Here is a 22,122-nt window from a genome sequence, read left to right on the forward strand (position 1 = left end):
AAGCGGTGATCAGTGCTGTCGTTCACAAACTGACGCATCTGATTTACGGTGTCATCCGTACTGGCAAGCCTTTCGACCCCAAATACTTATCGAAAAAGCTTGCCATTCAAGACGGTATCTGACACCGTTTTTAGCGCATGCAGAGCTGCAGTGCTTCCTTCCAGTGGGGCAGGTGGCAGAAGCGCGTCATCAGGCGTTCCGATGACATCACCGAGTAGGTCGGACGTTTGGCCGGCGTCGGGTACTCGGCGCTGGTGATCGGCAGCACGTTGCAGCTCAGGCCGGCCTCTTCGACGATGGCCTGGGTGAACTCATGCCAGGTGGTCTGGCCCTGCGCGCTCAGGTGGTAGATGCCGCTGTTCTGCACCCACCACTCGCGCCCGCCGGCGTGCGCCTGCGACAGCACTTGCGCCGTGACGTCGGCGATGGTGCGGCTCCACGTCGGCGCGCCGTGCTGGTCGGCCACCACCTTCAGCTCGTCACGCTCTTTGGCCAGCCGCAGCATGGTCAGCAGGAAGTTCTTGCCGCGCGTGCCGTACACCCAGCTGGTGCGGAAGATCAGGTGCGGAATGCCGGCCGCGGCGATCGCCTGTTCGCCAGCCAGCTTGCTGGCGCCGTAGACGTTGACCGGGCCGAGCGGGTCGTCCTCCACGCGCGCCGATGGCTGCGTGCCGTCGAATACATAGTCGGTGGAGTAGTGCACCAGCGCCGCCCCCAGCGCCCGCGCTTCCTCGGCCATGACGCCCGGCGCCTCGGCGTTGATGCGGTGCGCCAGCGCCGGCTCGCTCTCGGCCTTGTCGACCGCCGTGTAGGCGGCCGGATTGACGATCAGCCGCGGCTTGACGCGGCGGATGACGTCGCGCACCTGGTCCAGGTCGGACAGGTCCATGACCTGGCGGTCGACCGCCACCACCTCGCCCACGCCCTGCAGGCTGCGCGCCAGCTCGTAGCCAACCTGGCCGGTGCTACCGGTCAGCAGCACCTTCATGCGAAGACCTCGGCGTCGGCCAGCAGCTGCGCGGTTTGATCTTTGCCCGACAGCAGCGGCGCCGCGTCCAGCGCCGGCCAGGTGATGCCGATGGCCGGGTCGTTCCACAGGATCGCGCGCTCGTGTTCCGGCGCCCAGTAGTCGGTGGTCTTGTACAGGAACTCGGCGGACTCGGAGGTGACCACGAAGCCGTGCGCGAAGCCGGGCGGTATCCACATCTGGCGCTTGTTCTCGGCCGACAGTTCAATGCCGTACCACTGGCCGAAGGTCGGCGAACTCTTGCGGATGTCGACGGCGACGTCGAACACGCTGCCGGCGGTGGCGCGCACCAGCTTGCCTTGCGCTTGCTGAATCTGATAGTGCAGGCCGCGCAGCACGCCTTTCAGCGAGCGCGAGTGGTTGTCTTGTACGAACTCGGCGTTCACGCCGGTCAGTTCGGCAAAGCGGCGGGCGTTGAAACTTTCGAAGAAAAAACCGCGGTCGTCGCCGAACACGCGCGGCTCCAGAACCATCAAGCCTTGCAGCGGGGTGTGAATCACGTTCATCGTTGGACTACCTTATCTTCCAGAATTTGCAGCAAATATTGCCCATAATTGTTTTTCTTCAGCGGCTCGGCCAGCGTGCGCAGCTGCGCGGCGTCGATGTAGCCCTTGCGGTAGGCGATCTCTTCCGGGCACGCCACTTTCAGACCCTGGCGCTTCTCGATGGTGGCGATGAACTGGCCCGCTTCCAGCAGCGACTCGTGGGTACCGGTGTCCAGCCAGGCCATGCCGCGGCCCATCACTTCCACGTTCAGCTCGCCCTTGTCCAGATAGACCTTGTTGACGTCGGTGATTTCCAGCTCGCCGCGCGCCGATGGCTTGATGTTGGCGGCGATGTCGCATACCTGGTTGTCGTAGAAGTACAGGCCGGTGACGGCATAGTTGGACTTCGGCTGTTTCGGCTTTTCTTCGATCGACACGGCGGTGCGCTGGTCGTTGAACTCGACCACGCCGTAGCGTTCCGGGTCCTGCACGTGGTAAGCGAACACGGTGGCGCCGTCGGTGCGCTCGGTGGCGCTGCGCAGCAGCGCGTCGAGGTCGTTGCCGTAGTAGATGTTGTCGCCCAGGATCAGCGCCGACGGCGCGTCACCGACGAATTCGCGGCCGATGATGAACGCCTGCGCCAGGCCGTCCGGCGACGGCTGCACCGCGTAGCTGATGCTGATGCCCCACTGGCTGCCGTCACCCAGCAGATCCTTGAAGCGCGGCGTGTCCTGCGGCGTGGAGATGATCAGCACTTCGCGGATGCCGGCCAGCATCAGCACGGTCAGCGGGTGGTAGATCATCGGTTTGTCGTAGATCGGCAGCAGTTGCTTGGAGACGCTCATTGTCACCGGATACAGCCGGGTGCCGGAGCCGCCGGCCAGGATAATGCCTTTGCGTTGGATGGTGCTGCTCATTGCTGGCCTTCACGGTTAAAGTAATTGGTTTCCACCCATTTAGCATAGCTCCCCGACTGCACATCGGCCACCCATTCCTGATGGTCCAGATACCACTGCACGGTCTTGGCGATGCCTGACTGGAAGGTCTCGGCCGGTTTCCAGCCCAGCTCACGTTCCAGCTTGCGCGCGTCGATGGCATAGCGGCGGTCGTGGCCCGGACGGTCTTTGACGAAGGTGATCTGGTCGCGGTAGCTGCCCTCGGCCTTGGGTTTCAGTTTGTCCAGCATGTCGCACAGCGTATGCACGACATCCAGATTGGCCATCTCGTTCCAGCCGCCGACGTTGTAGGTCTCGCCCAGGCGGCCCGCTTCCAGCACGCGGCGGATGGCGGCCGCGTGGTCGGTGACGTACAGCCAGTCGCGCACCTGCTGGCCGTCGCCGTAGATCGGCAGCGGCTTGCCGGCCTGCGCGTTGGCGATGATCAGCGGGATCAGCTTCTCGGGGAAGTGGTACGGACCGTAGTTGTTCGAGCAGTTGGTGGTCAGCACCGGCAGGCCGTAGGTGTGGAAATACGAGCGCACCAGGTGGTCCGAGGCGGCTTTCGATGCCGAATACGGGCTGTTCGGCGCGAACGCGGTGGTTTCGCTGAACGGTGGATCGTTCGGTCCGAGCGTGCCGTACACCTCGTCGGTCGAGACGTGCAGGAAGCGGAACGCGGCCTTTTCGTCTTCCGGCAGCGCCGACCAGTAGGCGCGCGCCGCTTCCAACAGGCTGAAAGTGCCGTTGATGTTGGTGTTGATGAATTCGCCCGGCCCGAGGATCGAACGGTCGACGTGGCTTTCGGCCGCGAAGTGCACCACGGCGCGTGGTTTGTGTTGCTGGAACAACGCCAGCACTTGCGCCTGATCACAAATATCGCCGCGCACAAAAGTGTGGCGCGCGTCCTGTTTCAGCGACGCCAGGTTGTTCAGATTGCCGGCATAGGTCAGCTTGTCATAGTTCAGCACAGGCTCGTCCGACTGCGCCAGCCAGTCCAGAACAAAATTAGAGCCTATGAAGCCCGCACCACCGGTCACAAAAATCATTTGTCATTCCCGCATCAAAGTTGAATTAGTTGTAAGTGTGATTTTACGTCAAAACAATCTTGTGCTGCGCAAAAAAAATCAGCCGTGTATCAGCGCCGGCGGCGCTGCGGATTTGCAACAGCCTGCCCGCGACAGGCGAAAAAAAACCTCGCGGCGCGAGGTTTTTTACATCGGACAGCCTGGCGATTAAGCCGACTGGATGTTGGAAGCTTGCTTGCCTTTAGGGCCTTGCGTGACTTCGAACTGAACTTTTTGACCTTCTTTCAGGGTCTTAAAACCGTTCATGTTGATTGCGGAGAAGTGAGCGAACAAATCTTCGCCGCCGTCATCTGGAGTGATGAAGCCAAAACCTTTGGAATCATTGAACCACTTAACAGTACCAGTTGCCATAAAAAGAACTTTCTAAATTAAAACAGATCACACGAGCCATAAAAGCAAGAAGCTTCTTGCCCCTCTCCTCACGCCCACTTCTTATCAACATGTACATCGCTGCACGAAGCCGATAAACGCATTGTTAGCGGACCAAATTTGAAAGTCAAGCAGATTTGTATGCATTTTGCTACTTTTGCGCCAATTGGTGAAAATGCAACTCTTGATTTTGCGGAATGGGGCGCCATCTGTGACAAGTTCAGAAAACGCGTAAGATGGAAAACAATTGGATATGTGCAGCGAAATGCACATTGCATCAACCCCGAAAGCATTAGAATATAAGCGTATGGCAACCAAGCATGACACCGAAACCCTCTTGGAGCGGCAAACGCTGAAGCCGCCACCGTTATACCAGGTGGCGTTGCTTAATGACGACTACACGCCGATGGAATTTGTGGTCGCGATTATTCAGGAGTATTTCAATAAAGACCGTGAAACCGCCACGCAGATAATGCTCAGTGTTCACCGCTACGGCAAAGGAGTGTGTGGAGTGTTTTCGAAAGATATCGCCTGTACCAAAGTGGAGTTTGTTTTAACGCATGCGCGCAAGGCGGGCCATCCCCTGCAGTGCGTGATGGAGGAAGTATGATTGCGCAGGAATTGGAAGTAAGTTTGCACATGGCGTTTGTCGAAGCCCGACAGGCGCGCCACGAGTTCATCACGGTGGAGCACTTGCTGCTGGCCTTGCTGGACAACCCTTCGGCCGCCGAAGTGTTGCGCGCATGCGCCGTCAACATTGAAGATCTGCGCAAAACGCTCACCAATTTTATTGGTGACAACACCCCGACCGTGCCCGGCACGGGCGAGGTCGATACCCAGCCGACGCTCGGTTTCCAGCGCGTGATCCAGCGTGCCATCATGCACGTGCAGTCGGCCTCCAACGGCAAGAAGGAAGTCACCGGCGCCAACGTGCTGGTGGCCATCTTTGGTGAAAAAGACTCGCACGCGGTGTACTACCTGCACCAGCAGGGCGTGACCCGCCTCGACGTGGTCAACTTCATCTCGCACGGCGTGCGCAAGGACCAGCAGTCCGACACCGCGAAAGCGTCGGAAGGCGTGGAGGAGGGCGCGCCGGCCGGCGAGGGCCAGAGCAAGGAAAGCCCGCTCGACCAGTTCACCCAGAACCTCAACAAGTCGGCCGCCGACGGCAAGATCGATCCGCTGATCGGCCGCGAAGAGGAAGTGGATCGCGTGATCCAGATCCTGTGCCGCCGTCGCAAGAACAATCCGCTGCTGGTGGGCGAGGCCGGGGTCGGCAAGACCGCCATCGCCGAAGGCCTGGCCTACCGCATCACCCAGGGCGACGTGCCGGAAATCCTGCAGAACGCCGTCGTGTATTCGCTCGACATGGGCGCGCTGCTGGCCGGCACCAAGTACCGCGGCGACTTCGAGCAACGTCTGAAATCGGTGCTCAAGCAGCTCAAGGACAACCCGAACGGCATCCTGTTCATCGACGAGATTCACACCATCATCGGCGCCGGCTCGGCCTCGGGCGGCACGCTGGACGCGTCCAACCTGCTGAAACCGGCCCTGGCCAACGGCCAGCTGAAGTGCGTCGGCGCGACCACCTACACCGAATTCCGTGGCGTGTTCGAGAAGGACCACGCGCTGAGCCGCCGCTTCCAGAAAGTGGACGTCAACGAGCCGACCGTCGAGCAGACGGTGCAGATTCTGCGCGGCCTGAAGTCGCGCTTCGAAGAGCACCACGGCGTCAAGTACTCGTCGTCGGCGCTGTCGACCGCGGCCGAACTGGCGGCGCGCTTCATCAACGACCGTCATTTGCCGGACAAGGCGATCGACGTCATCGACGAGGCGGGCGCGGCGCAACGCATCCTGCCGAAATCGAAGCAGAAGAAAACCATCGGCAAGACCGAGATCGAGGACATCATCTCGAAGATCGCGCGCATCCCGCCGCAGACCGTCAACCAGGACGACCGCAGCAAGCTGCAGACCATCGACCGCGACCTGCGCAACGTGGTGTTCGGCCAGGACCCGGCGATCGAAGCGCTGGCCTCGGCGATCAAGATGGCCCGTGCCGGCCTGGGCAAGACCGACAAGCCGATCGGCTCCTTCCTGTTCTCCGGTCCGACCGGGGTCGGCAAGACCGAGGTGGCGAAACAGCTGGCCTTCATCCTCGGCATCGAGCTGGTGCGCTTCGACATGTCGGAGTACATGGAGCGTCACGCCGTGTCGCGCCTGATCGGCGCGCCGCCGGGTTACGTCGGTTTCGACCAGGGCGGTTTGCTGACCGAGGCCATCACCAAGAAGCCGCACACGGTGCTGCTGCTCGATGAGATCGAAAAAGCCCATCCGGACATCTTCAACATCCTGTTGCAGGTGATGGACCACGGCACGCTGACCGACAACAACGGACGCAAGGCCGACTTCCGCAACGTGATCATCATCATGACCACCAACGCGGGCGCCGAGTCGCTGCAGAAGTCGTCGATCGGCTTCACCAACACCAAGCAGGCCGGCGACGAGATGGGCGACATCAAGCGCATGTTCACGCCGGAGTTCCGCAACCGTCTGGACGCGATCATCAGCTTCCGTCCGCTGGATGAGGAAATTATTCTGCGCGTGGTCGACAAGTTCCTGATGCAGCTGGAAGAGCAGCTGCACGAGAAGAAAGTCGAAGCGATCTTCACCGACAAGCTGCGCCAGTTCCTCGGCAAGAAAGGCTTCGACCCGTTGATGGGCGCGCGGCCGATGTCGCGCCTGATCCAGGACATGATCCGCAAGGCGCTGGCCGACGAGCTGCTGTTTGGCCGCCTGGTCAGCGGCGGCAAGGTCACCGTGGACATGGACGAGGCGGACGCCGTCAAGCTGGAGTTCCCGGAACCGCCGGACGCGGCGCCGGCGCCACCGCCGGAAACCGTCGAAGTCGACTAAGCCGCATCGTTCCGAAAAGCCCGCGCCAGCGGGCTTTTTTTCGCCCGCGTTGCCGGCCCGCCCGTCACTCGCCCTCTGATCTACATCAACACCGCCGCATCGCGCGCGGCGCAAGATGGCTGGCATTGGAGCGCCATCAATACCGGCGGCGGAGGATGCGATGATCGATTATTTCGGCCACATGGCCGTGCTGGACGCGCTGCACGCGCAGCTCAAGATGACCAGCTACAGCAATCCGGACGAGCAGAAAGCGCAGGCGCGCACGCTGGACGCGCTGGCGCAGGACGGCGATCTGGCCTGCCTCGGCGCGCTCACCGACCACCTGCTGGCTCACGCCACCAGCGACACCACCGAACTGGACATGCTGGAAACCGCCGCCGATCTGTGGCGCCAGGGCCGCGAGGTGTATGGCGACGTCAGCACCGCGCGCGCCGCGCTGGAGTCAGCGCTGACCAATCCCGGCGCGTCGGACGCGGTGACCAAATTCAACCAGGTCAATGTCCTGCTGGCCGGGTTGGAGCACCGCGCCACGCAGATCATCACCGCCGCCATGGCCTTGCCGGCGCAGATGTCGCCGCCACGCTACCTGAGCCGCCACCCGCGCCAGGAAGACCGTAAAACCCCCGACTGGAACTGGGGCGACCTGTTCATCGCGCGCCGCACCGACGCCTTCGCGCGCTGCATCGCCGCCGCCGGCAAGGACAGCGGCCAGCGCGCCTTCGCCTTCGGCGCGCTGGCCGGTTACGCCGGCAATGTCGCCGGCAGCGCCTGGCAGTCGCGCACGGTCGGCGGGCCGCGCCGCGCCCATCCGTACCGCGATCGCTTGGCCAAATATGCCGGCGGTGCCTGGCTGCGCGAAGATCGTGCGGGGCTGCCGCCGCTCAAGCAGTTGGCGCAGCAACTGCGCTGGGGCGCGCCCGGCCTGCCGCCGCAACTGCCGCTTGACATCGCAGAGTTGCTCAGCAACAGCCTCTCGGGCACTTATGATCCGGGCGTCACGCCGCCATTGCCGGACCTGCAGGCCGGCTACGGCAAGCTACTGCGCCATCTGGAACTGCTGGGCGCCTTCGACCTGCCGGACGTGCCAGCGCCGCTGAGCTTGGTGCTGGAAACCCGCAAGGCCGCCCATCCGGACGCTTTCCCGCCGCTCGATACGGGCGTCAAACCGTCTGGCGCCGCGCCGCCGGGCGGCGGCGCCTCGTCTGCAGCCGACAGCGAGGAAACCAAGAGCAAAACCTGCTGGCAAGGCTTGCTGATCGCGCTGATCGCCATCGGCATCGTACTGCTGTGCATTTTCACGCTGGGGGCTGTGTGCGGCAAGAGCGACCCGCCCAAGGACCCCAGCTTCCCCGAATCGCAACCCGGCACCAGCGGCCAGGCGCTGACGGCGTTCGCCGCCACCGACGAAGCGGTCCACATCTGCGACGTGCTGGAGCAATTGCAAAGCTATATGTGGCAAAGCTTCTCGGACGCGGCCGACTATCTGGCCGTGTTCGGCATCATTTACCCGAGCGCCTTGCAGCTGGCGCAGCCGGTGCACGCGCAATTCACCATCATGCCGCCGGCGTCGTCCTTCCCGCACCGCGCGCCGGCCCAGCCTGACGCCGGTTATGCAGTGCCGCCCGCCACGCTGATCGAGCAGAGCGCCGGCGGGCCGCCGCCGCACCCGGCCAAGAGCACGCCGGAGGCCTACGTCAGCGGCGCCGCGCGCCTCGCGCTCAATCTGTGGGGGCAGATCGCGCGCGGCGATGTCGACAGCGCCAATCTCGACATGGACGCCGACCGCGACGAAGGCGATCGCTGCTGGGACCTCGCCGCCGGCTCGATCAACGACGACCCGGTGCCCGAGGTGGCGCTGGCGTATCCGCAAACCGCCTTGTAAGGAGGCCGCATGGACCCCGACCATTCGAATGGCGACGAGCTCGACACCAGTCACCCGTGGCTGGTGATTCCATACTTCCACGGCGACGAAGGGCGCGCCGCGCAGCGGCCGCTGACCAAGCTGACGCCGCCCGTCACCAGCTGGTTGTGCCCGTCGATTCGCGTGCAGGGCGTCAACTACACCACGCCGGCCGGCACCTACCTGCCGGATGAGCCGCTGGCCATCACGGTCGAGGTCGACAATCGCGGCGTGCCCAATGTGCGGGCCAAAGTGCAGGTGTACTGGTCCGACCCGGCCACCGGCTTCGCCAGTCGCCAGATGATCTTCACGGCCAGCAAGCCGGTGCCGGGGCGTGCCGCCGCGCCGACGCGCTTGCCGCCGATGATCTGGACCCCCGAGCAGGCCAGCATCCCGGAGCATTTCTGCCTGCTGGTGCATGTCAGCTGCACGCCGCCGGAGCCCGATCCCGGTCCGCTGACGCCGGCGCCGCTGACCGATCGCCACTGGGCGCAGTACAACCTGACCTCGGCGATGCTGACGGCGGCCGGCAGCGGCAATTTCGTGTTCTGGGCCGGCAATCCGGCGCCGGAACAGGCGGCCTACCTGGTGGAGGTGCGCCCGCTCGGCGAGGATGCTTTGCGCAAGCTCGCGCGCGTGGTGCGCGCCGAACCGGTGCCGACCCGGCCGCGTCAGCTCAGCCTGTATCGCGCGGTCGACGCCGCGCGGCGCGAATCGCATGAGGCCAGCGTGGTGGTGGCACTGGAGCGTGGCCAGCGGCAGGCCCTGGTGCTCAGCGCGCACGACCTGCAACTGGCGCCGCAACAGTTCACCGCGGTCGAGGTGATGCAGACCCGTGTCGGCCAGGAGCGCGCTGGCGACGCCACCGGCAGCCTGGGCGTGGTGCTGTTTGGACACACGGCTGAAACCAGACGAAGACGCGGCCGATAATTTCTCCCGCCAGGCGCAAGCTGTGCCAGAATTGTCGATCCATTCGACAACTTTTCTGGCCCTGTCTCATGAACCTGTCTCGTCCGCTTGCCCTGATGCTGCTGTCCGCCGGCCTGCTGTCCTCCGCAGCCGCCGCCGATGCTTATTATCGCTACCCAGCCATCCGTGGCGACGCCGTCGTCTTCACCGCCGAGGGCGACTTGTGGAGGACCGCCGCCCACGGCGGCCAGGCCCAGCGCCTGACCACCCACCCGGCGGCCGAAACCAACGCCGCCATCTCGCGCGATGGCCAGTGGGTGGCCTTCTCCGCCTCCTACGAGGGCGCGCAGGAAGCCTATGTGATGCCACTGGCGGGCGGCCTGCCAAGGCGCGTCACGTTTGAGAACGGCGCCGTCTCGGTGCTGGGCTGGAGCGCGCAGGGCGAAGTGTTGATGAGCATGGCCGGTGGTACCGGACCGGGCCGCAGCTTTGTCATCGCCGCCGTCCAGCCGGACAGCCTGCAGCGCCGCATCTTCCCGCTGGCCGACGCCAATGACGCCGTGTTGGACGACGCCGGCAAGACGCTGTACTTCACCCGCAACGGCCTGGCGCTGACCAACGACAACGTCAAGCTGTATCGCGGCGGCGCCTACGCGCAGCTATGGCGCTATGACCTCGACGGCCAGGCCGAGGCGGTGCAACTGCTGGCCGCCGACACCGGCAACAACAAGCGCCCGATGTGGTGGCAGGGGCGGGTCTACTTCGTCAGCGATCGCGGTGGCTCGGACAATCTGTGGAGCATGGCGCCGGATGGCAGTGATCCGCGCCAGCTGACCAGTCACACCGCCTGGGACGTGCGCAACGCCAGCATGGGTGACGGCCGCATCGCCTACCAGCTGGGCGCCGACCTGCGCGTGCTGGACCTGGCCACCAGCAAGGACGACAAGCTGGCCATCAACCTGGTGTCCGACTTCGACCAGCAGCGCTCGCGCCAGATCCGCTCGCCGCTGGAGAGCCTGACCAGTGTGCAGATCGCCGGCAAAACCGAGCGCATCGTGCTGACCGCGCGTGGCCGCGTCAGCGTGGCCGGCACCGGCGCCCAGCGCCGTGTCGAGATCGCGATACCGGAAGGCGCGCGCGCCCGCGACGCCGTGTTCAGCCACGACGACAAAACCATCTACGCCATCGTCGACACCACCGGCGAAAACGAAATCTGGGCCTTCGCCGCCGACGGCTCCGGCAAGGGCGAGCAGTTGACCCGGGACGGCAGCAGCCACCGCTGGAAGCTGTACCCATCGCCGGACGGCCGCTGGCTCGGCCACACCGACAAGAAAGGCCGCTTCTGGCTGCTGGACCTGGCCAGCAAGACCAACCTCATCATCGACGACGCCGGCAAATCGGGGCTGGGCGAGTACGAGGAAATCCTGTGGTCGCCGGACGGCAAGAACCTGGCGCTGGTGCGCGCCGGCAGCACCGCGCAGCGCGACCAGATCGGCCTGTACAACATCGACAGCAAGCAGCTGAGTTTCGTCACCAGCGACCGCTACACGTCGCGCGCGCCGGTGTTCTCGCCGGACGGTAAATGGCTGTACTTCCTGTCCGCGCGCAACTTCAACCTGGCCAACGGCTCGCCGTGGGGCGACCGCAACATGGGCCCGGTGTTCGACAAGCGCACCGGCATCTACGCGCTGGCGCTGCAACCGTACAACCGCTTCCCGTTCAAGCCGGACGATGAACTGAGCAAGCCCGGCGACAAGCCGGCCGAAGGCGCGACCGAGCAGGCGGCCGAGAAGGCCGCCGAAAAAGCCGTCGCCAAGGCCGCCCCTAAATCCAAGGACAAAACGCTGCCGGCGATTATCTATCCGGGCCTGGCCGACCGCCTGTACGAAGTGCCGCTGGCGCCGGGCAATTACCGCGGTCTGCAGATCGACGACAAGCGCCTGTACTTCATCGACGCCGATGGTGCCGATGGCAAGGCCGCGCTGAAAACGCTGGCCATCGCCAGCAACGAGCCGAAGCCGGAGGTGTTCGCGGCCGGCGTGCGCGAGTTCGATCTGTCGGCCGACAAGAAGCGCGTCTACTACCGCACCCTGAGTGGCCCGGTGGGGGAGATGCTGGTGGTGGAAGCCGGCGCCAAGGCGCCGTCGGATGTCGGTAAGTCCAGGGTCAAGGTGGACGACTGGGCCTTCACCTCCAATCCGCGCCTGGAGTGGAAGCAGATGTTCAACGACGCCTGGCGCATGCACCGCGACTTCCTTTACGACGTGAAGATGCGCGGCGCCGACTGGCCGGCGGTGCGCGCCAAATACGCGCCGCTGGTGGACCGCGTGACCGACCGCGTGGAGCTGGACGACGTGCTGGGCATGATGATCAGCGAAGTCGGCGCGCTGCACTCGCAGATTCGTCCGGGCGACATCCGCCGCTCGGCGCCGGAAGGCACGCCGGCCGGCCTGGGTGCGCTGCTGTCGCGCACCGCCGAGGGCTATCGCGTCGATCATATCTATGCCAGCGAACCGGAACTGCCAGCGCAACGCGGCCCGCTGGCGCAAGCCGGTGTGGATGTCAAAGAGGGCGACATCATCACCGCCGTCAACGGCAAGCCGGTGCTGGAAGCGCGCGACATCGCCGACCTGCTGCTGAATCAAGCCGACAAACAGGTACTGCTACAGGTGAAGCGCAAGAACGACACGCGCTCGGTGATTGTGCTGCCGGTGAACATGGTCAGACAGTACGCGCTGCGCTACAGCGACTGGGAACAATCGCGCGCGCGCCAGGTGGAAGCGGTGTCCAAGGGGCGCATCGGCTACCTGCACCTGCGCGCCATGGGCGCCAGCGACATCGCCTCCTTCGCGCGCGACTTCTACGCCAACGTCAACCGCGAGGGCCTGATCATCGACGTCCGCCGCAACAACGGCGGCAATATCGACAGCTGGATCATCGAGAAGCTGCTGCGCAAGGCGTGGGCCTTCTGGGCGCCGCCGGGCGTGGCGCCGTCGCCGAACATGCAGAACACCTTCCGCGGCCATCTGGTGGTGCTGGTCGATGAATACACCTACTCCGATGGCGAAACCTTCGCCGCCGGCGTCAAGTCGCTGGGCCTTGGCCCGCTGGTCGGCAAGCGCACCGCCGGCGCCGGCGTCTGGCTGAGCGACAGCAACCGCCTGATCGACAACGGCATGGCGCGCGTGGCCGAGATGGGTCAGTTCAACACCGAGGACGGCCAGTGGCTGATCGAAGGCGTGGGCGTGACGCCGGACGTGGTGGTGGACAATCCGCCGCACGCCACCTATCAGGGCCAGGACCGTCAGCTGGAGGTGGCGCTGCAACTGCTCGATAAAAAGCTGAAGGCGCAGCCGGTCAAACCTTACAACCCGCAGGTGATCCCCGGCCTGAATGTCCGGAATTGAACAGTGCGATTGCTGCGCCAGCGTTCATTTCCGTACACCGCGCCCGCCGCCTATGCGTAAATCCGTGTGGCATGGAGTTTGCAGATTGAGATCATCATCTCAACCAGGACTGTAAACATATGGACTTACGCATCGGCTGGCGCACCCTGATCCAGCAACCGGCGTACACGCTGACGGTCGTCCTGATCCTCAGCATCGGCATGGCGGCAAGCTTGCTGCTGCTGGGCTTTGTGCGGTTTTCGACCAGCTATAACGCCCAGATCCCGAATGTGGACGAGCTGTACGTCGTCAACCAGTACTATAACGTTGCCGATACGCGCCCGAAGTACGAGGCCGCGCCACTGTTCCTGCGCGCAGTGGCGATCGACACGCCCGGCGTCAAGGACGCCACCAGCTACCTGCCGATGCGTCCCGTGGAGCGTCCGCTAACGGTGCGCGCGCAGCGCGGCCTGCAAACAGTAAGCGCTCTGGTGGTGTTGCCCGGCTTCGACAGCACGCTGGGCCTGCAGTCACGGCAAGGTGATCTGCGCCTGGCGCTGGCGCAACCTGACAGCTTTGTGTTGTCCGAGGCTGCCGCCGTGCGCTTGTTTGGCACCGCTGAAGCGCTGGGGCGCACACTGCAAGCTGAAGGGAAAATGGTCCGTGTTGGCGCCGTGGTGCGTGTGCCCGCGAATACGACGATTCCGTTCGAGGCATTGTTCGGCGTGAACTCGGTGCTGACCGATCCGTCGATCCGCAGCGAGATGTTGACCGGCGAGCAGGCGTGGATGGGCAAGCTGCTGATCCGTGTGCAACCCGGAGCCTCTCTGAGTGCCATTCGCGATGCCTTGCAGCGCGTGGTGGACCGCACGCCCAGTTTGCAAAATTATCCCCCCGAGACCAAAGCGCGCCTGGCTGGACGCAGCGCGTTTGATCTGGAACTGGCGCCGCTGCGCGACGCCTATCTGGATCATCGCGTGGAGGCCAGCCGCCTGGCGCCTGGTCAGCGAGCCAATCCTGCCGTGCTGGCGGGGCTGGTGCTGATCGCTGTGGCGATACTGGCGTTGGCCGGCATCAACTACGTCAATCTGGCAACTGTACGCGTACTGCGGCGGCAACGTGAGGTGGCGTTGCGCAAGGTGCTCGGCGCATCCGCTGGTCGCGTCGCCGGCTTGTTCATCGCCGAATCGATATTGGCGGCACTGGTGGCGACGGCGTTTGGTCTGCTGTTGGTGTGGCTGGCGCTGCCGGCCTTTTCACAGATGGTCAATCGCGAGCTGGAAGGAATGATCACGTTGTCCAATATCGCCGCCGCGCTGGCGTTAGGCTGTACCTTGGGCGTACTGACGTCGCTCTATCCGACCTGGATTGCGCTGCATGTGCTGCCGACGCAGATGCTGGCCGGACGTCCCGATACCGAGTCGCTCGGCAGCACGCGCTTCCGGCGCGTGCTCACGGTGCTGCAAACGGCAACCGCCATGTGCCTTACTGGCGTCACTATCGCGATCGCCTGGCAGACGGACTACATGATGCGCGCCGAGCCGGGTTTCGATCCAACGCCGCTGGTGGTGGTCGGGTTACCGGAGCCGGTGCGCCACAGTGACAAGGCGCGCGGCTTTATGGCGGCGTTGGCGGCGCAGCCGGGCGTGGAGGGCATCGCGGTATCCGAAGATCCGATCGGCAAGCTCGATATGGCATGGTCGCGCGAGTTGACGCGGCCTGGCGGCACTGCGGCGTTGATGGAGATGAAAGGGGTGAGCGCGAACTTCTTCCAACAATATCGCATCGAGCCATTGCTGGGGCGCCTGTTCGACGCCCGCCGCGATAAGGAAGACGATCTGGTTCCTGTTGTTCTCAATGCGATTGCGGCCCGTGAATTGGGATTCGCGTCGCCGCAGGCCGCGCTGGGCGAGACGGTCCTGTTTACCGGCTTTGACGGCAAGGTGGTGCGCAAGCGCGTCATCGGCATTGCGCCGGAGTTGCGCTTCCACTCGCTGCGCAGCGCACCGCGCGCGACCGCCTTCGAACTTTGGACCGCCGGCGTAACTCTCAGCGTGCGCGCTTCGGGTGACAAAGCGGTGGTGGAAGATGCGATACGACGCCTGTGGCCACGCTACTTCCCCGAGCAGGTATTGAATATGCAGCGGGCCGGCGTCATCCTTGCCGCTAACTATGAAGAGGACGCGCGCATGGTTCGGCTGCTGGTGGCCGCCAGCGTGGTGGCCCTGCTGATTGCCGCTTTCGGCACTTACACGCTGTCCGCCAACACAGTGCAGCGTCGTGCGCGCGAAATCCTCCTGCGCAAACTGCACGGCGCACGCCGTGCCGACATCGGGTTGGTGATCATTCGCGAAACCGGCACGTTGACCGTGTTTGCCACCGCACTGGCGCTACCGATCGCGCTGTTGCTGATCCGGCGCTACCTCAGCAACTTCATTGAACACGCACCAATCGGCTACTGGACGCTAAGCTTCGCACTGCTGATAACCTTGGCCGTCACTGCTTTCGCCACTATCCGGCATACTTGGTTGGCCATGCATATGTCGCCGGCCGACGCGCTGCGTGCTTAGGCTGCCGATTCAACACCACCCTCTCGCCAGCGCGTCACAGATTGGTGAGTGCTTTGAATTGAGATGCGCGGCGGCGTGAGACTTCGACTTGGAGGCTGTCGCGCAGCGTCAGGTCGAGACCACCGGATTCGTTGGCGCGCGCTTGTTCGATGAAGCTGAGGTTGACGATGTGACGGCGGCTGGCGCGGAAGAAGTGCTGGGGATCGAGTTTTTCTTCTAGCTGATTTAAGGATCGCAGCATCAGGGGCTGGTACTGGCCGAAGTGGACGCGTGCGTAATTGCCTTCGGACTCGAACAGGCGTATGTCCTGCAATGCGACGAACCAGCAGCGTTCCCCATCTTTGATGAACAGTTTTTTCGGCGCCACCAATGCTGCGGCATGCTGGCGCATGGCGCAACGCTGTAGCGCCGCCGCCATGCGCGCCGCCTGGATCGGCTTTTGCAGGTAGTCCAGCGCATTCACCTCGAACGCCTGCAAGGCATACTGGTCGAAGGCGGTGGTGAAGATCACCTCCGGTGCTTCGTCCAGCGCCGCCAGCATGTCGAAGCCCGAACCGCCCGGCATTTGCACATCGAGGAAAATCAAGTCTGGCTTGAGCGCGAGGATTTGTTGCACGCCGTCGGCCGCGTTGACCGCTTCGCCGATGATTTCCACCTCCGGATGCGCGGCCAGCAGACGACGCAACTCGGCGCGCGCGAGGCGCTCGTCATCGATCAATAATGCGCGCATTATGCTGCCTCCGGCAAGGTAAGCGTGGCGCGTACCCAGCCACTGTTTTCCGATAAATCCAATCGCGCATTCGCGCCCAGCGCCAACGCCAAGCGCTTGCGGGTGTTGACCAGACCGACCCTGGTGGAATTCGCAAACGGCACAATCGCACCGAGGTTGGCGATTTCAATATACACCGAGCCGTCGTCCAGGCGCTGCGCGCGGATGCGGATCTCGCTGCCGGTAGGACTGGTCTCGACGCCGTACTTGACCGCGTTCTCCACCAGCGTTTGCAGCGACATCGGCGGAATGCGCACCTGATCCAACCCCGGCCCGATCTCCACACAGACCTGCATGCGTTCTTCGAAGCGTATCTTCTCGATGGCGAGGTAGGCCCGCACCGCCTCGATCTCCGCCGACAGCGGCACCGTGTCGTGATGGCCCGATTGCAGCGCGTAGCGCATCACGCTGGCCAGTTGGTCGATCATCTGCGCGGCTGCATTCGGTTCCTCGTAAATCAGCGCACGCACGCTGTTCATGCTGTTGAAGAAGAAGTGCGGATTGACCTGTGCCTGCAAGGCGCGCAGCTCCGCGTCCTTGGCGGCGACTTCCAACCGTAGCGATTCCGCCTCCGCGTGATTGGCGCGGCGCAGCGACTGAACCGCCATGTAGATGATATTCCACACGAGGTAAATCGACCACCATGACATCAGCGCCGAAGGTATCCAGCTGTAACCTTGCACCATCTGCGATGGGGTGAAGATCAGGAAGCCGAGGAACTGCAAGCCGGTGTGGATCGCACCCAGTACCAGCACTCCGCACAGGATCATCTTCCAGCGAACGCGCCGGCCGTTATTCCTGTGGCGCTTGAGCAGCCGTCGCCACAGACTGGAAATGACGATGCCGCTGCCTGCGCCCCAGCACATCACCCAGAGCAGGCCGGGCATTCGCGTCACGCCCATGGCTACGGCGAACAGGGGGAGGAAACCCCAACCGGCCAGTTGGAAAATCCAGTACCAATTCAAGCGGGCGAGCAGCGGGCGGTCGTGAGTCATGGCTTAGTTCAGGAAGTGATCGATACGATCATACATCCAGGCCGGATCGTCGTACATGATGAAGTGGCGCGCGTTGTCGGCGATCTCGATCTTGACGCCTTTCAGTTGCGCATACTGGGAGGTGAACGTGGCGGTGATGGCGGACTTCGGCGCGTAGTCCTTGTAGGCGATCCAGGTGCCGAGGACCAGTGTTGGTGCCTTGATGCGGCTGATCTCCTGGCGCAGGTCGGTGGCGGTCATGTCGGCCATGGCGTCGATGACGGTGGCGCGGTCCGAGTGGCCGCCACGTACCAGTGCCTTATCGATGTCTTCCTGCCGCGTGATCATGGTGCGCATCATTTTCATTTGGGCGGACTTGAAGGTGGCCGGATCTTGCGCCTGCATGTTGCTGCGCATGCCGGCCGCCATGTCCTTCAACTGCGCCGGCGTCACGTTCGGCACTTGCGCCGCGCCGAGCGCCGGCAGCGTATCGACGATGACCAGTTTTCCAACTTGCTCGGGATGGTTAATCGCCAGTTTCATGCCGAGGAAGCCACCGAGGCTATGGCCGATGACGACCGGGCGAGCGAATTGATTGGCGACGATGTAGTCGCTCAGTTGCTGCTCGACGGCGGGCAGCAGCGGTTCAGCAATCGCAGGCTGGCCGGCGAAACCGGCCAGGGTCAGCACGTGGCATTGGTACTTGCCGTCGGTGCAGTAGTGGGCGACCGTACCATCCCAGACATCGCCGGCCGAGCCGAGGCCTGGAATCAGGATGATGGGTGCGCCCGTGCCGGTGACATCAACCTTGAAGGCCGGATGTCCGGCAGCGGCGGCGTGGCCCAGTGCGAGAGTAGTGGCGAGGGTGGCGATGATCTTGTTCAGCATGGCGTTCTCCTTGGTGAGTAAGTAAAGCCATGCTATCGGCGCGCCGCGCGGGCGGCGATGGTTTTGGGATGAGCGGTTTTGCCGCCGTGATGAACGGTAGTTAGCCCTCGGCCTTGAGTTTGCGCCACAGCGTGGTGCGGCTGATGCCAAGGTAGTCGGCGGCGGCGTCGCGGCGGCCGCCAAAGCGGGCCAGCACATCGCTGACACGCTCGGGGGCGGTGACGGGCTTCGGTTCGCTGCCGCCGGTCGCCAGTTCTGGCGCGACGCTGAGAACAAAAGCCGGCGTCAACGCTTGCAGCGGCTCGGCGGCGAGGAACAGCGCCAGGCGCTCGGTCAGGTTGCGCAGCTCGCGCACATTACCCGGCCAACCGTAGCGCTGCAACAGAGGCGCGCAGGCGGCCATTTCCGCGTGCAGATTGGGATGTGATCGCGCGCCCAGCGACGCCAGCGCGTTTTTCAGCGACCACTCGGCCAGTGACAGCACGTCCTCCGGCCGCGCGCGTAATGGCGGCAATGTCAGACGCAGCACCGCCAGGCGATAGAACAGATCGGCGCGGAAGCGGCCTTCGCGCACGCGCTGCTCCAGATCGCAATGGGTGGCGCTGATGATGCGGACATGGACCGGTATCGGCCGCGTACCGCCCACGCGTACTACCTCGCGTTCCTCCAGCACCCGCAGCAGGCGTGTTTGCAGCGTCAACGGCATCTCGCCGATTTCGTCGAGGAACAGCGTGCCGCGATTGGCCGCTTCAAACAGGCCGGCATGGCCGCCGCGCCGCGCGCCGGTGAACGCGCCTTCCTCGTGGCCGAACAGCTCCGATTCCAGCAGCGATTCCGCAATTGCACCGCAATTCACCGCGACGAACGGGCGGTTCTGTCCCAGCGTGCGTGGCGCCTCGCGGTGAATCGCTTGCGCCACCAGCTCCTTGCCGCAGCCGGTTTCACCTTGTATCAGCACGGTGGCGGCAGATTTCGCATACAGCACCACCGCTTGCCGCACCGCCTCCATTGCCGCCGAATCGCCGCGCAGGTCGTTGATGCCATGCTTGGCGAGCAGTGTATCGGTCACCACGGCGTTGCGTGCGCGATGGCGGTTCGATTCCAGTTGCGTGAGGCGCGCCATTTCCAGCGCATCGTCAAAGGCGTGGCGGATCGAGGTGGCGGAGTAGACGAAGACGCCGGTCAGTCCCGCTTCCTCGGCCAGGTCGGTAATCAGGCCGGCGCCCACAATCGCCTTGATGCCGGCCGCTTTCAAATCATTGATCTGCGCGCGCGCGTCTTCTTCGGTAACGTAGGTGCGTTGTTCGACATGGAAGCCGAAGGTGGCCGAGAACTCGGCCAGCTCCGCCAACGGCGCCTGATAGGTGACGATGCCGATGCGGTCCGACACGCGCCGCGCGCGCGCCAGCGCCTGCATCACATCCAGTCCGCTGAATTTGGCGATCACCACCGGCACCGACAGCCGGCCTTTCAGGTACGCGGCGTTGGAGCCGGCGGAGATGACCGCGTCGCAGCGCTCCGTCGCCAGCCGCTCGCGGATATGTTTCGCCGCCTCGTCGAAGCCGAGGTTAATCGGCTCGATGGTCGCCAGATCGTCGTATTCCAGCGTGATGTCGCGGAACAGGTCGGACAGGCGCGACACGGAAACCGTCCAGATAACCGGCTTGTCGGTGGCGTCGAAGGGCAGGGGCGTAGAGTGTCGCATGTTTCAATTATAGTTCAAATGCGTTTCCATGTTTCATTATGAAACATCGGCTTAATCGTAACTTGTTGATTTATATAGTTTGCTTGGGTGGCACGCCCTTTGCACTATAGGGCGCAACGTCAACGCAACATCGAAAGGTCATAACATGAGTCAATACTCCGCAGGCGCCGCGTTCCGCAAAGCCGTTCAGGAAGAATCCCCGTTGCAGGTGGTCGGCGCGATCAACGCGAACCACGCGCTGCTGGCCAAGCGCGCCGGCTTCAAGGCGATTTATCTGTCGGGCGGTGGCGTGGCCGCCGGTTCGCTCGGCCTGCCGGACCTGGGCATCTCCAGTCTGGATGATGTGCTGACCGACGTGCGCCGCATCACCGACGTGTGCGACCTGCCGCTGCTGGTCGATATCGACACCGGCTTCGGCGCCTCGGCCTTCAATGTCGCGCGCACGGTGAAGTCGATGATCAAGTTCGGCGCCGCCGCCGTGCACATTGAGGATCAGGTGGGCGCGAAGCGCTGCGGCCATCGTCCCGGCAAGGAGGTGGTCAGCCAGCAGGAAATGGCGGACCGCGTCCGCGCCGCGGTCGATGCGCGCACCGATGACCAGTTTGTCATCATGGCGCGTACCGACGCGCTGGCGGTGGAAGGGCTGGACCGCGCGATCGAGCGCGCGGTCGCTTGCGTGGAAGCGGGGGCGGACATGATTTTCGCCGAGGCGCTGACCGAGATCGACATGTACAAGCGCTTCGTCAACGCCGTCAAGGTGCCGGTGCTGGCGAATATCACCGAATTTGGTTCGACGCCGCTGTTCACCAAGGACGAGCTGCGCGACGCTGGCGTGGATATCGTGCTGTATCCGCTGTCCGCCTTCCGCGCCATGAACAAGGCGGCCGAGAATGTCTACGGCGCCATTCGCCGCGACGGTACGCAGAAGAACGTGCTCGATTTGATGCAGACCCGCGAAGAGCTCTATCAGAGCATCAACTATCACGATTTTGAACAGAAGCTGGACGCGCTGTTCGCCGCACAGAAGAAATAACGCAACACTGGAGATAACGAAATGACCGAAGCCACCACCTTCAAACCTAAAAAATCCGTCGCCCTGTCGGGTGTCGCCGCCGGTAACACCGCGCTATGCTCCGTCGGCAAAACCGGCAATGACCTGCACTACCGCGGCTACGACATCCTGGACGTAGCCACCACCTGCGAGTTCGAAGAAATCGCCTACCTGCTGGTGCACGGCAAACTGCCGGCCGAAGCGGAACTGCGCGGCTACAAAGCCAAACTGAAATCGCTGCGCGGCCTGCCGCAAGCGGTGAAGGCGGCACTGGAAGCGCTGCCTGCGTCGGCCCACCCGATGGATGTGATGCGCACTGGCGTCTCCGTGCTGGGTTGCGTGCTGCCGGAGAAAGACGATCACAACACGCCCGGCGCGCGCGACATCGCCGACCGCCTGATGGCATCCTTCGGCTCGATGCTGCTGTATTGGTATCACTACAGCCATAACGGCAAGCGTATCGAAGTTGAAACCGACGACGACTCGATCGGCGGCCACTTCCTGCACCTGCTGCACGGCGAGAAGCCGCGTGATTCCTGGGTACGCGCGATGCACACTTCGCTGATCCTGTACGCCGAGCACGAATTCAACGCCTCCACCTTCACCAGCCGCGTGATCTCCGGCACCGGTTCCGACATCCACTCCGCCATCACCGGCGCGATCGGCGCGCTGCGCGGCCCGAAACATGGCGGCGCCAACGAAGTCGCGTTCGAAATCCAGAAACGCTACGAGAACCCGGACGAAGCGGAAGCCGATATCCGCAACCGCGTCGCCAACAAGGAAGTGGTGATCGGCTTCGGTCACCCGGTGTACACCGTCTCCGATCCGCGCAACGTGGTCATTAAAGAAGTGGCGCGTCAACTGTCCGAGGAAGCCGGTTCGACCAAGATGTTCGACATCGCCGAGCGCCTGGAATCGGTGATGTGGGAGATTAAAAAAATGTTCCCCAACCTCGACTGGTTCTCGGCTGTGTCATACCACATGATGGGCGTGCCGACCGCGATGTTCACGCCGCTGTTCGTCATCTCGCGCACCTCCGGCTGGTCCGCGCACATCATCGAGCAGCGTATCGACAACAAGATCATTCGTCCAAGCGCCAATTACGTCGGCCCTGAGGACCTCAAATTCGTTCCGCTCAAGGACCGCAAATAAT

General features: G+C 63.6%; 18 protein-coding genes. 9 read left to right on the forward strand and 9 right to left on the reverse strand.

Annotation, left to right across the window (positions count from 1 at the left end; genetic code table 11):
- Nucleotides 1–130: 130 nt before the first annotated feature.
- Genes rfbD through rfbB form a run of 4 tightly spaced genes read right to left on the reverse strand, consistent with a single transcriptional unit; the run spans nucleotide 131 to nucleotide 3,496 of the window.
- On the reverse strand, nucleotides 131–988 hold the full coding sequence (gene rfbD / locus GTP44_RS23175) for a dTDP-4-dehydrorhamnose reductase (RefSeq protein WP_161021269.1): 858 nt from the start codon (nucleotides 986–988) through the stop codon (nucleotides 131–133).
- Entirely contained in the window at nucleotides 985–1,533 is a 549-nt protein-coding gene (gene rfbC / locus GTP44_RS23180; protein WP_161021270.1) for a dTDP-4-dehydrorhamnose 3,5-epimerase, read from the reverse strand. The genes rfbD and rfbC overlap by 4 nt, the downstream gene beginning before the upstream one ends.
- Complete coding sequence (rfbA, locus tag GTP44_RS23185) at nucleotides 1,530–2,429, reverse strand: glucose-1-phosphate thymidylyltransferase RfbA (RefSeq protein ID WP_202424197.1); 900 nt, start codon at nucleotides 2,427–2,429, stop codon at nucleotides 1,530–1,532. The genes rfbC and rfbA overlap by 4 nt, the downstream gene beginning before the upstream one ends.
- Nucleotides 2,426–3,496 (reverse strand): dTDP-glucose 4,6-dehydratase, encoded by a 1,071-nt coding sequence (gene rfbB / locus GTP44_RS23190; RefSeq protein WP_161021271.1) that lies wholly within the window; start codon nucleotides 3,494–3,496, stop codon nucleotides 2,426–2,428. The genes rfbA and rfbB overlap by 4 nt, the downstream gene beginning before the upstream one ends.
- Here rfbB and GTP44_RS23195 point away from each other — a divergent pair.
- The gene (locus tag GTP44_RS23195; RefSeq protein ID WP_161021272.1) at nucleotides 3,465–3,686 is read left to right on the forward strand and encodes a hypothetical protein; all 222 of its coding nucleotides are present in this window, start codon (nucleotides 3,465–3,467) and stop codon (nucleotides 3,684–3,686) included. The two genes, rfbB and GTP44_RS23195, sit on opposite strands and share 32 nt — an antisense overlap.
- Here GTP44_RS23195 and cspE read toward each other — a convergent pair.
- A complete protein-coding gene (gene cspE / locus GTP44_RS23200; RefSeq protein WP_008446468.1) occupies nucleotides 3,683–3,886 on the reverse strand; it encodes a transcription antiterminator/RNA stability regulator CspE in 204 nt (67 codons plus the stop codon). The genes GTP44_RS23195 and cspE overlap by 4 nt on opposite strands.
- Before the next feature lie 325 nt (nucleotides 3,887–4,211).
- Here cspE and clpS point away from each other — a divergent pair, with 325 nt between their 5' ends.
- The 6 genes from clpS (at nucleotide 4,212) to GTP44_RS23230 (ending at nucleotide 15,582) form a co-directional block, all read left to right on the forward strand.
- Nucleotides 4,212–4,514, forward strand: coding sequence for an ATP-dependent Clp protease adapter ClpS (clpS, locus tag GTP44_RS23205; RefSeq protein ID WP_008446470.1), 303 nt, complete (start codon nucleotides 4,212–4,214; stop codon nucleotides 4,512–4,514).
- Nucleotides 4,511–6,817 (forward strand): ATP-dependent Clp protease ATP-binding subunit ClpA, encoded by a 2,307-nt coding sequence (gene clpA / locus GTP44_RS23210; protein ID WP_160991869.1) that lies wholly within the window; start codon nucleotides 4,511–4,513, stop codon nucleotides 6,815–6,817. The genes clpS and clpA overlap by 4 nt, the downstream gene beginning before the upstream one ends.
- A gap of 160 nt (nucleotides 6,818–6,977) precedes the next feature.
- The gene (locus GTP44_RS23215; RefSeq protein WP_161021273.1) at nucleotides 6,978–8,699 is read left to right on the forward strand and encodes a hypothetical protein; all 1,722 of its coding nucleotides are present in this window, start codon (nucleotides 6,978–6,980) and stop codon (nucleotides 8,697–8,699) included.
- A 9-nt stretch (nucleotides 8,700–8,708) separates the two neighbouring features.
- Nucleotides 8,709–9,647, forward strand: coding sequence for a hypothetical protein (locus tag GTP44_RS23220; RefSeq protein WP_161021274.1), 939 nt, complete (start codon nucleotides 8,709–8,711; stop codon nucleotides 9,645–9,647).
- 68 nt (nucleotides 9,648–9,715) lie between these two features.
- Nucleotides 9,716–13,033, forward strand: a complete 3,318-nt coding sequence (locus tag GTP44_RS23225; RefSeq protein ID WP_202424198.1) for a S41 family peptidase — start codon at nucleotides 9,716–9,718, stop codon at nucleotides 13,031–13,033.
- Nucleotides 13,034–13,152: 119 nt separating this feature from the next.
- Entirely contained in the window at nucleotides 13,153–15,582 is a 2,430-nt protein-coding gene (locus GTP44_RS23230) for an FtsX-like permease family protein (RefSeq protein WP_161021275.1), read from the forward strand.
- A gap of 34 nt (nucleotides 15,583–15,616) precedes the next feature.
- On the opposite strand, the gene GTP44_RS23235 is transcribed toward GTP44_RS23230, so the two are convergent.
- The 4 genes from GTP44_RS23235 to prpR form a co-directional block, all read right to left on the reverse strand.
- A complete protein-coding gene (locus GTP44_RS23235) occupies nucleotides 15,617–16,312 on the reverse strand; it encodes a LytR/AlgR family response regulator transcription factor (protein WP_161021276.1) in 696 nt (231 codons plus the stop codon).
- Nucleotides 16,312–17,346 (reverse strand): sensor histidine kinase, encoded by a 1,035-nt coding sequence (locus GTP44_RS23240; protein ID WP_161021277.1) that lies wholly within the window; start codon nucleotides 17,344–17,346, stop codon nucleotides 16,312–16,314. The genes GTP44_RS23235 and GTP44_RS23240 overlap by 1 nt, the downstream gene beginning before the upstream one ends.
- Before the next feature lie 3 nt (nucleotides 17,347–17,349).
- Entirely contained in the window at nucleotides 17,350–18,213 is an 864-nt protein-coding gene (locus GTP44_RS23245; protein ID WP_161021278.1) for an alpha/beta fold hydrolase, read from the reverse strand.
- 100 nt (nucleotides 18,214–18,313) lie between these two features.
- Nucleotides 18,314–19,918, reverse strand: a complete 1,605-nt coding sequence (prpR, locus tag GTP44_RS23250; RefSeq protein WP_161021279.1) for a propionate catabolism operon regulatory protein PrpR — start codon at nucleotides 19,916–19,918, stop codon at nucleotides 18,314–18,316.
- A 145-nt stretch (nucleotides 19,919–20,063) separates the two neighbouring features.
- On the opposite strand from prpR, the gene prpB reads away from it, so the two are divergent.
- Both prpB and prpC read left to right on the forward strand, forming a co-directional pair.
- Nucleotides 20,064–20,951 (forward strand): methylisocitrate lyase, encoded by an 888-nt coding sequence (prpB, locus tag GTP44_RS23255; RefSeq protein WP_161021280.1) that lies wholly within the window; start codon nucleotides 20,064–20,066, stop codon nucleotides 20,949–20,951.
- A 21-nt stretch (nucleotides 20,952–20,972) separates the two neighbouring features.
- Nucleotides 20,973–22,121 (forward strand): bifunctional 2-methylcitrate synthase/citrate synthase, encoded by a 1,149-nt coding sequence (prpC, locus tag GTP44_RS23260; protein WP_160991878.1) that lies wholly within the window; start codon nucleotides 20,973–20,975, stop codon nucleotides 22,119–22,121.
- Nucleotide 22,122: the final 1 nt, after the last annotated feature.

It is taken from the genome of Duganella lactea, assembly GCF_009857505.1.
GTDB classification, from domain to species: Bacteria; Pseudomonadota; Gammaproteobacteria; order Burkholderiales; family Burkholderiaceae_D; genus Rugamonas; species Rugamonas lactea.

Bases quoted from the DNA above. Each gene is read 5' to 3' on its own strand.
- rfbD (WP_161021269.1), bottom strand. From the start codon at position 988: ATGAAGGTGCTGCTGACCGGTAGCACCGGCCAGGTTGGCTACGAGCTG.
- rfbC (WP_161021270.1), bottom strand. From the start codon at position 1,533: ATGAACGTGATTCACACCCCGCTGCAAGGCTTGATGGTTCTGGAGCCG.
- rfbA (WP_202424197.1), bottom strand. From the start codon at position 2,429: ATGAGCAGCACCATCCAACGCAAAGGCATTATCCTGGCCGGCGGCTCC.
- GTP44_RS23195 (WP_161021272.1), top strand. From the start codon at position 3,465: ATGAAGCCCGCACCACCGGTCACAAAAATCATTTGTCATTCCCGCATC.
- rfbB (WP_161021271.1), bottom strand. From the start codon at position 3,496: ATGATTTTTGTGACCGGTGGTGCGGGCTTCATAGGCTCTAATTTTGTT.
- cspE (WP_008446468.1), bottom strand. From the start codon at position 3,886: ATGGCAACTGGTACTGTTAAGTGGTTCAATGATTCCAAAGGTTTTGGC.
- clpS (WP_008446470.1), top strand. From the start codon at position 4,212: ATGGCAACCAAGCATGACACCGAAACCCTCTTGGAGCGGCAAACGCTG.
- clpA (WP_160991869.1), top strand. From the start codon at position 4,511: ATGATTGCGCAGGAATTGGAAGTAAGTTTGCACATGGCGTTTGTCGAA.
- GTP44_RS23215 (WP_161021273.1), top strand. From the start codon at position 6,978: ATGATCGATTATTTCGGCCACATGGCCGTGCTGGACGCGCTGCACGCG.
- GTP44_RS23220 (WP_161021274.1), top strand. From the start codon at position 8,709: ATGGACCCCGACCATTCGAATGGCGACGAGCTCGACACCAGTCACCCG.
- GTP44_RS23225 (WP_202424198.1), top strand. From the start codon at position 9,716: ATGAACCTGTCTCGTCCGCTTGCCCTGATGCTGCTGTCCGCCGGCCTG.
- GTP44_RS23230 (WP_161021275.1), top strand. From the start codon at position 13,153: ATGGACTTACGCATCGGCTGGCGCACCCTGATCCAGCAACCGGCGTAC.
- GTP44_RS23235 (WP_161021276.1), bottom strand. From the start codon at position 16,312: ATGCGCGCATTATTGATCGATGACGAGCGCCTCGCGCGCGCCGAGTTG.
- GTP44_RS23240 (WP_161021277.1), bottom strand. From the start codon at position 17,346: ATGACTCACGACCGCCCGCTGCTCGCCCGCTTGAATTGGTACTGGATT.
- GTP44_RS23245 (WP_161021278.1), bottom strand. From the start codon at position 18,213: ATGCTGAACAAGATCATCGCCACCCTCGCCACTACTCTCGCACTGGGC.
- prpR (WP_161021279.1), bottom strand. From the start codon at position 19,918: ATGCGACACTCTACGCCCCTGCCCTTCGACGCCACCGACAAGCCGGTT.
- prpB (WP_161021280.1), top strand. From the start codon at position 20,064: ATGAGTCAATACTCCGCAGGCGCCGCGTTCCGCAAAGCCGTTCAGGAA.
- prpC (WP_160991878.1), top strand. From the start codon at position 20,973: ATGACCGAAGCCACCACCTTCAAACCTAAAAAATCCGTCGCCCTGTCG.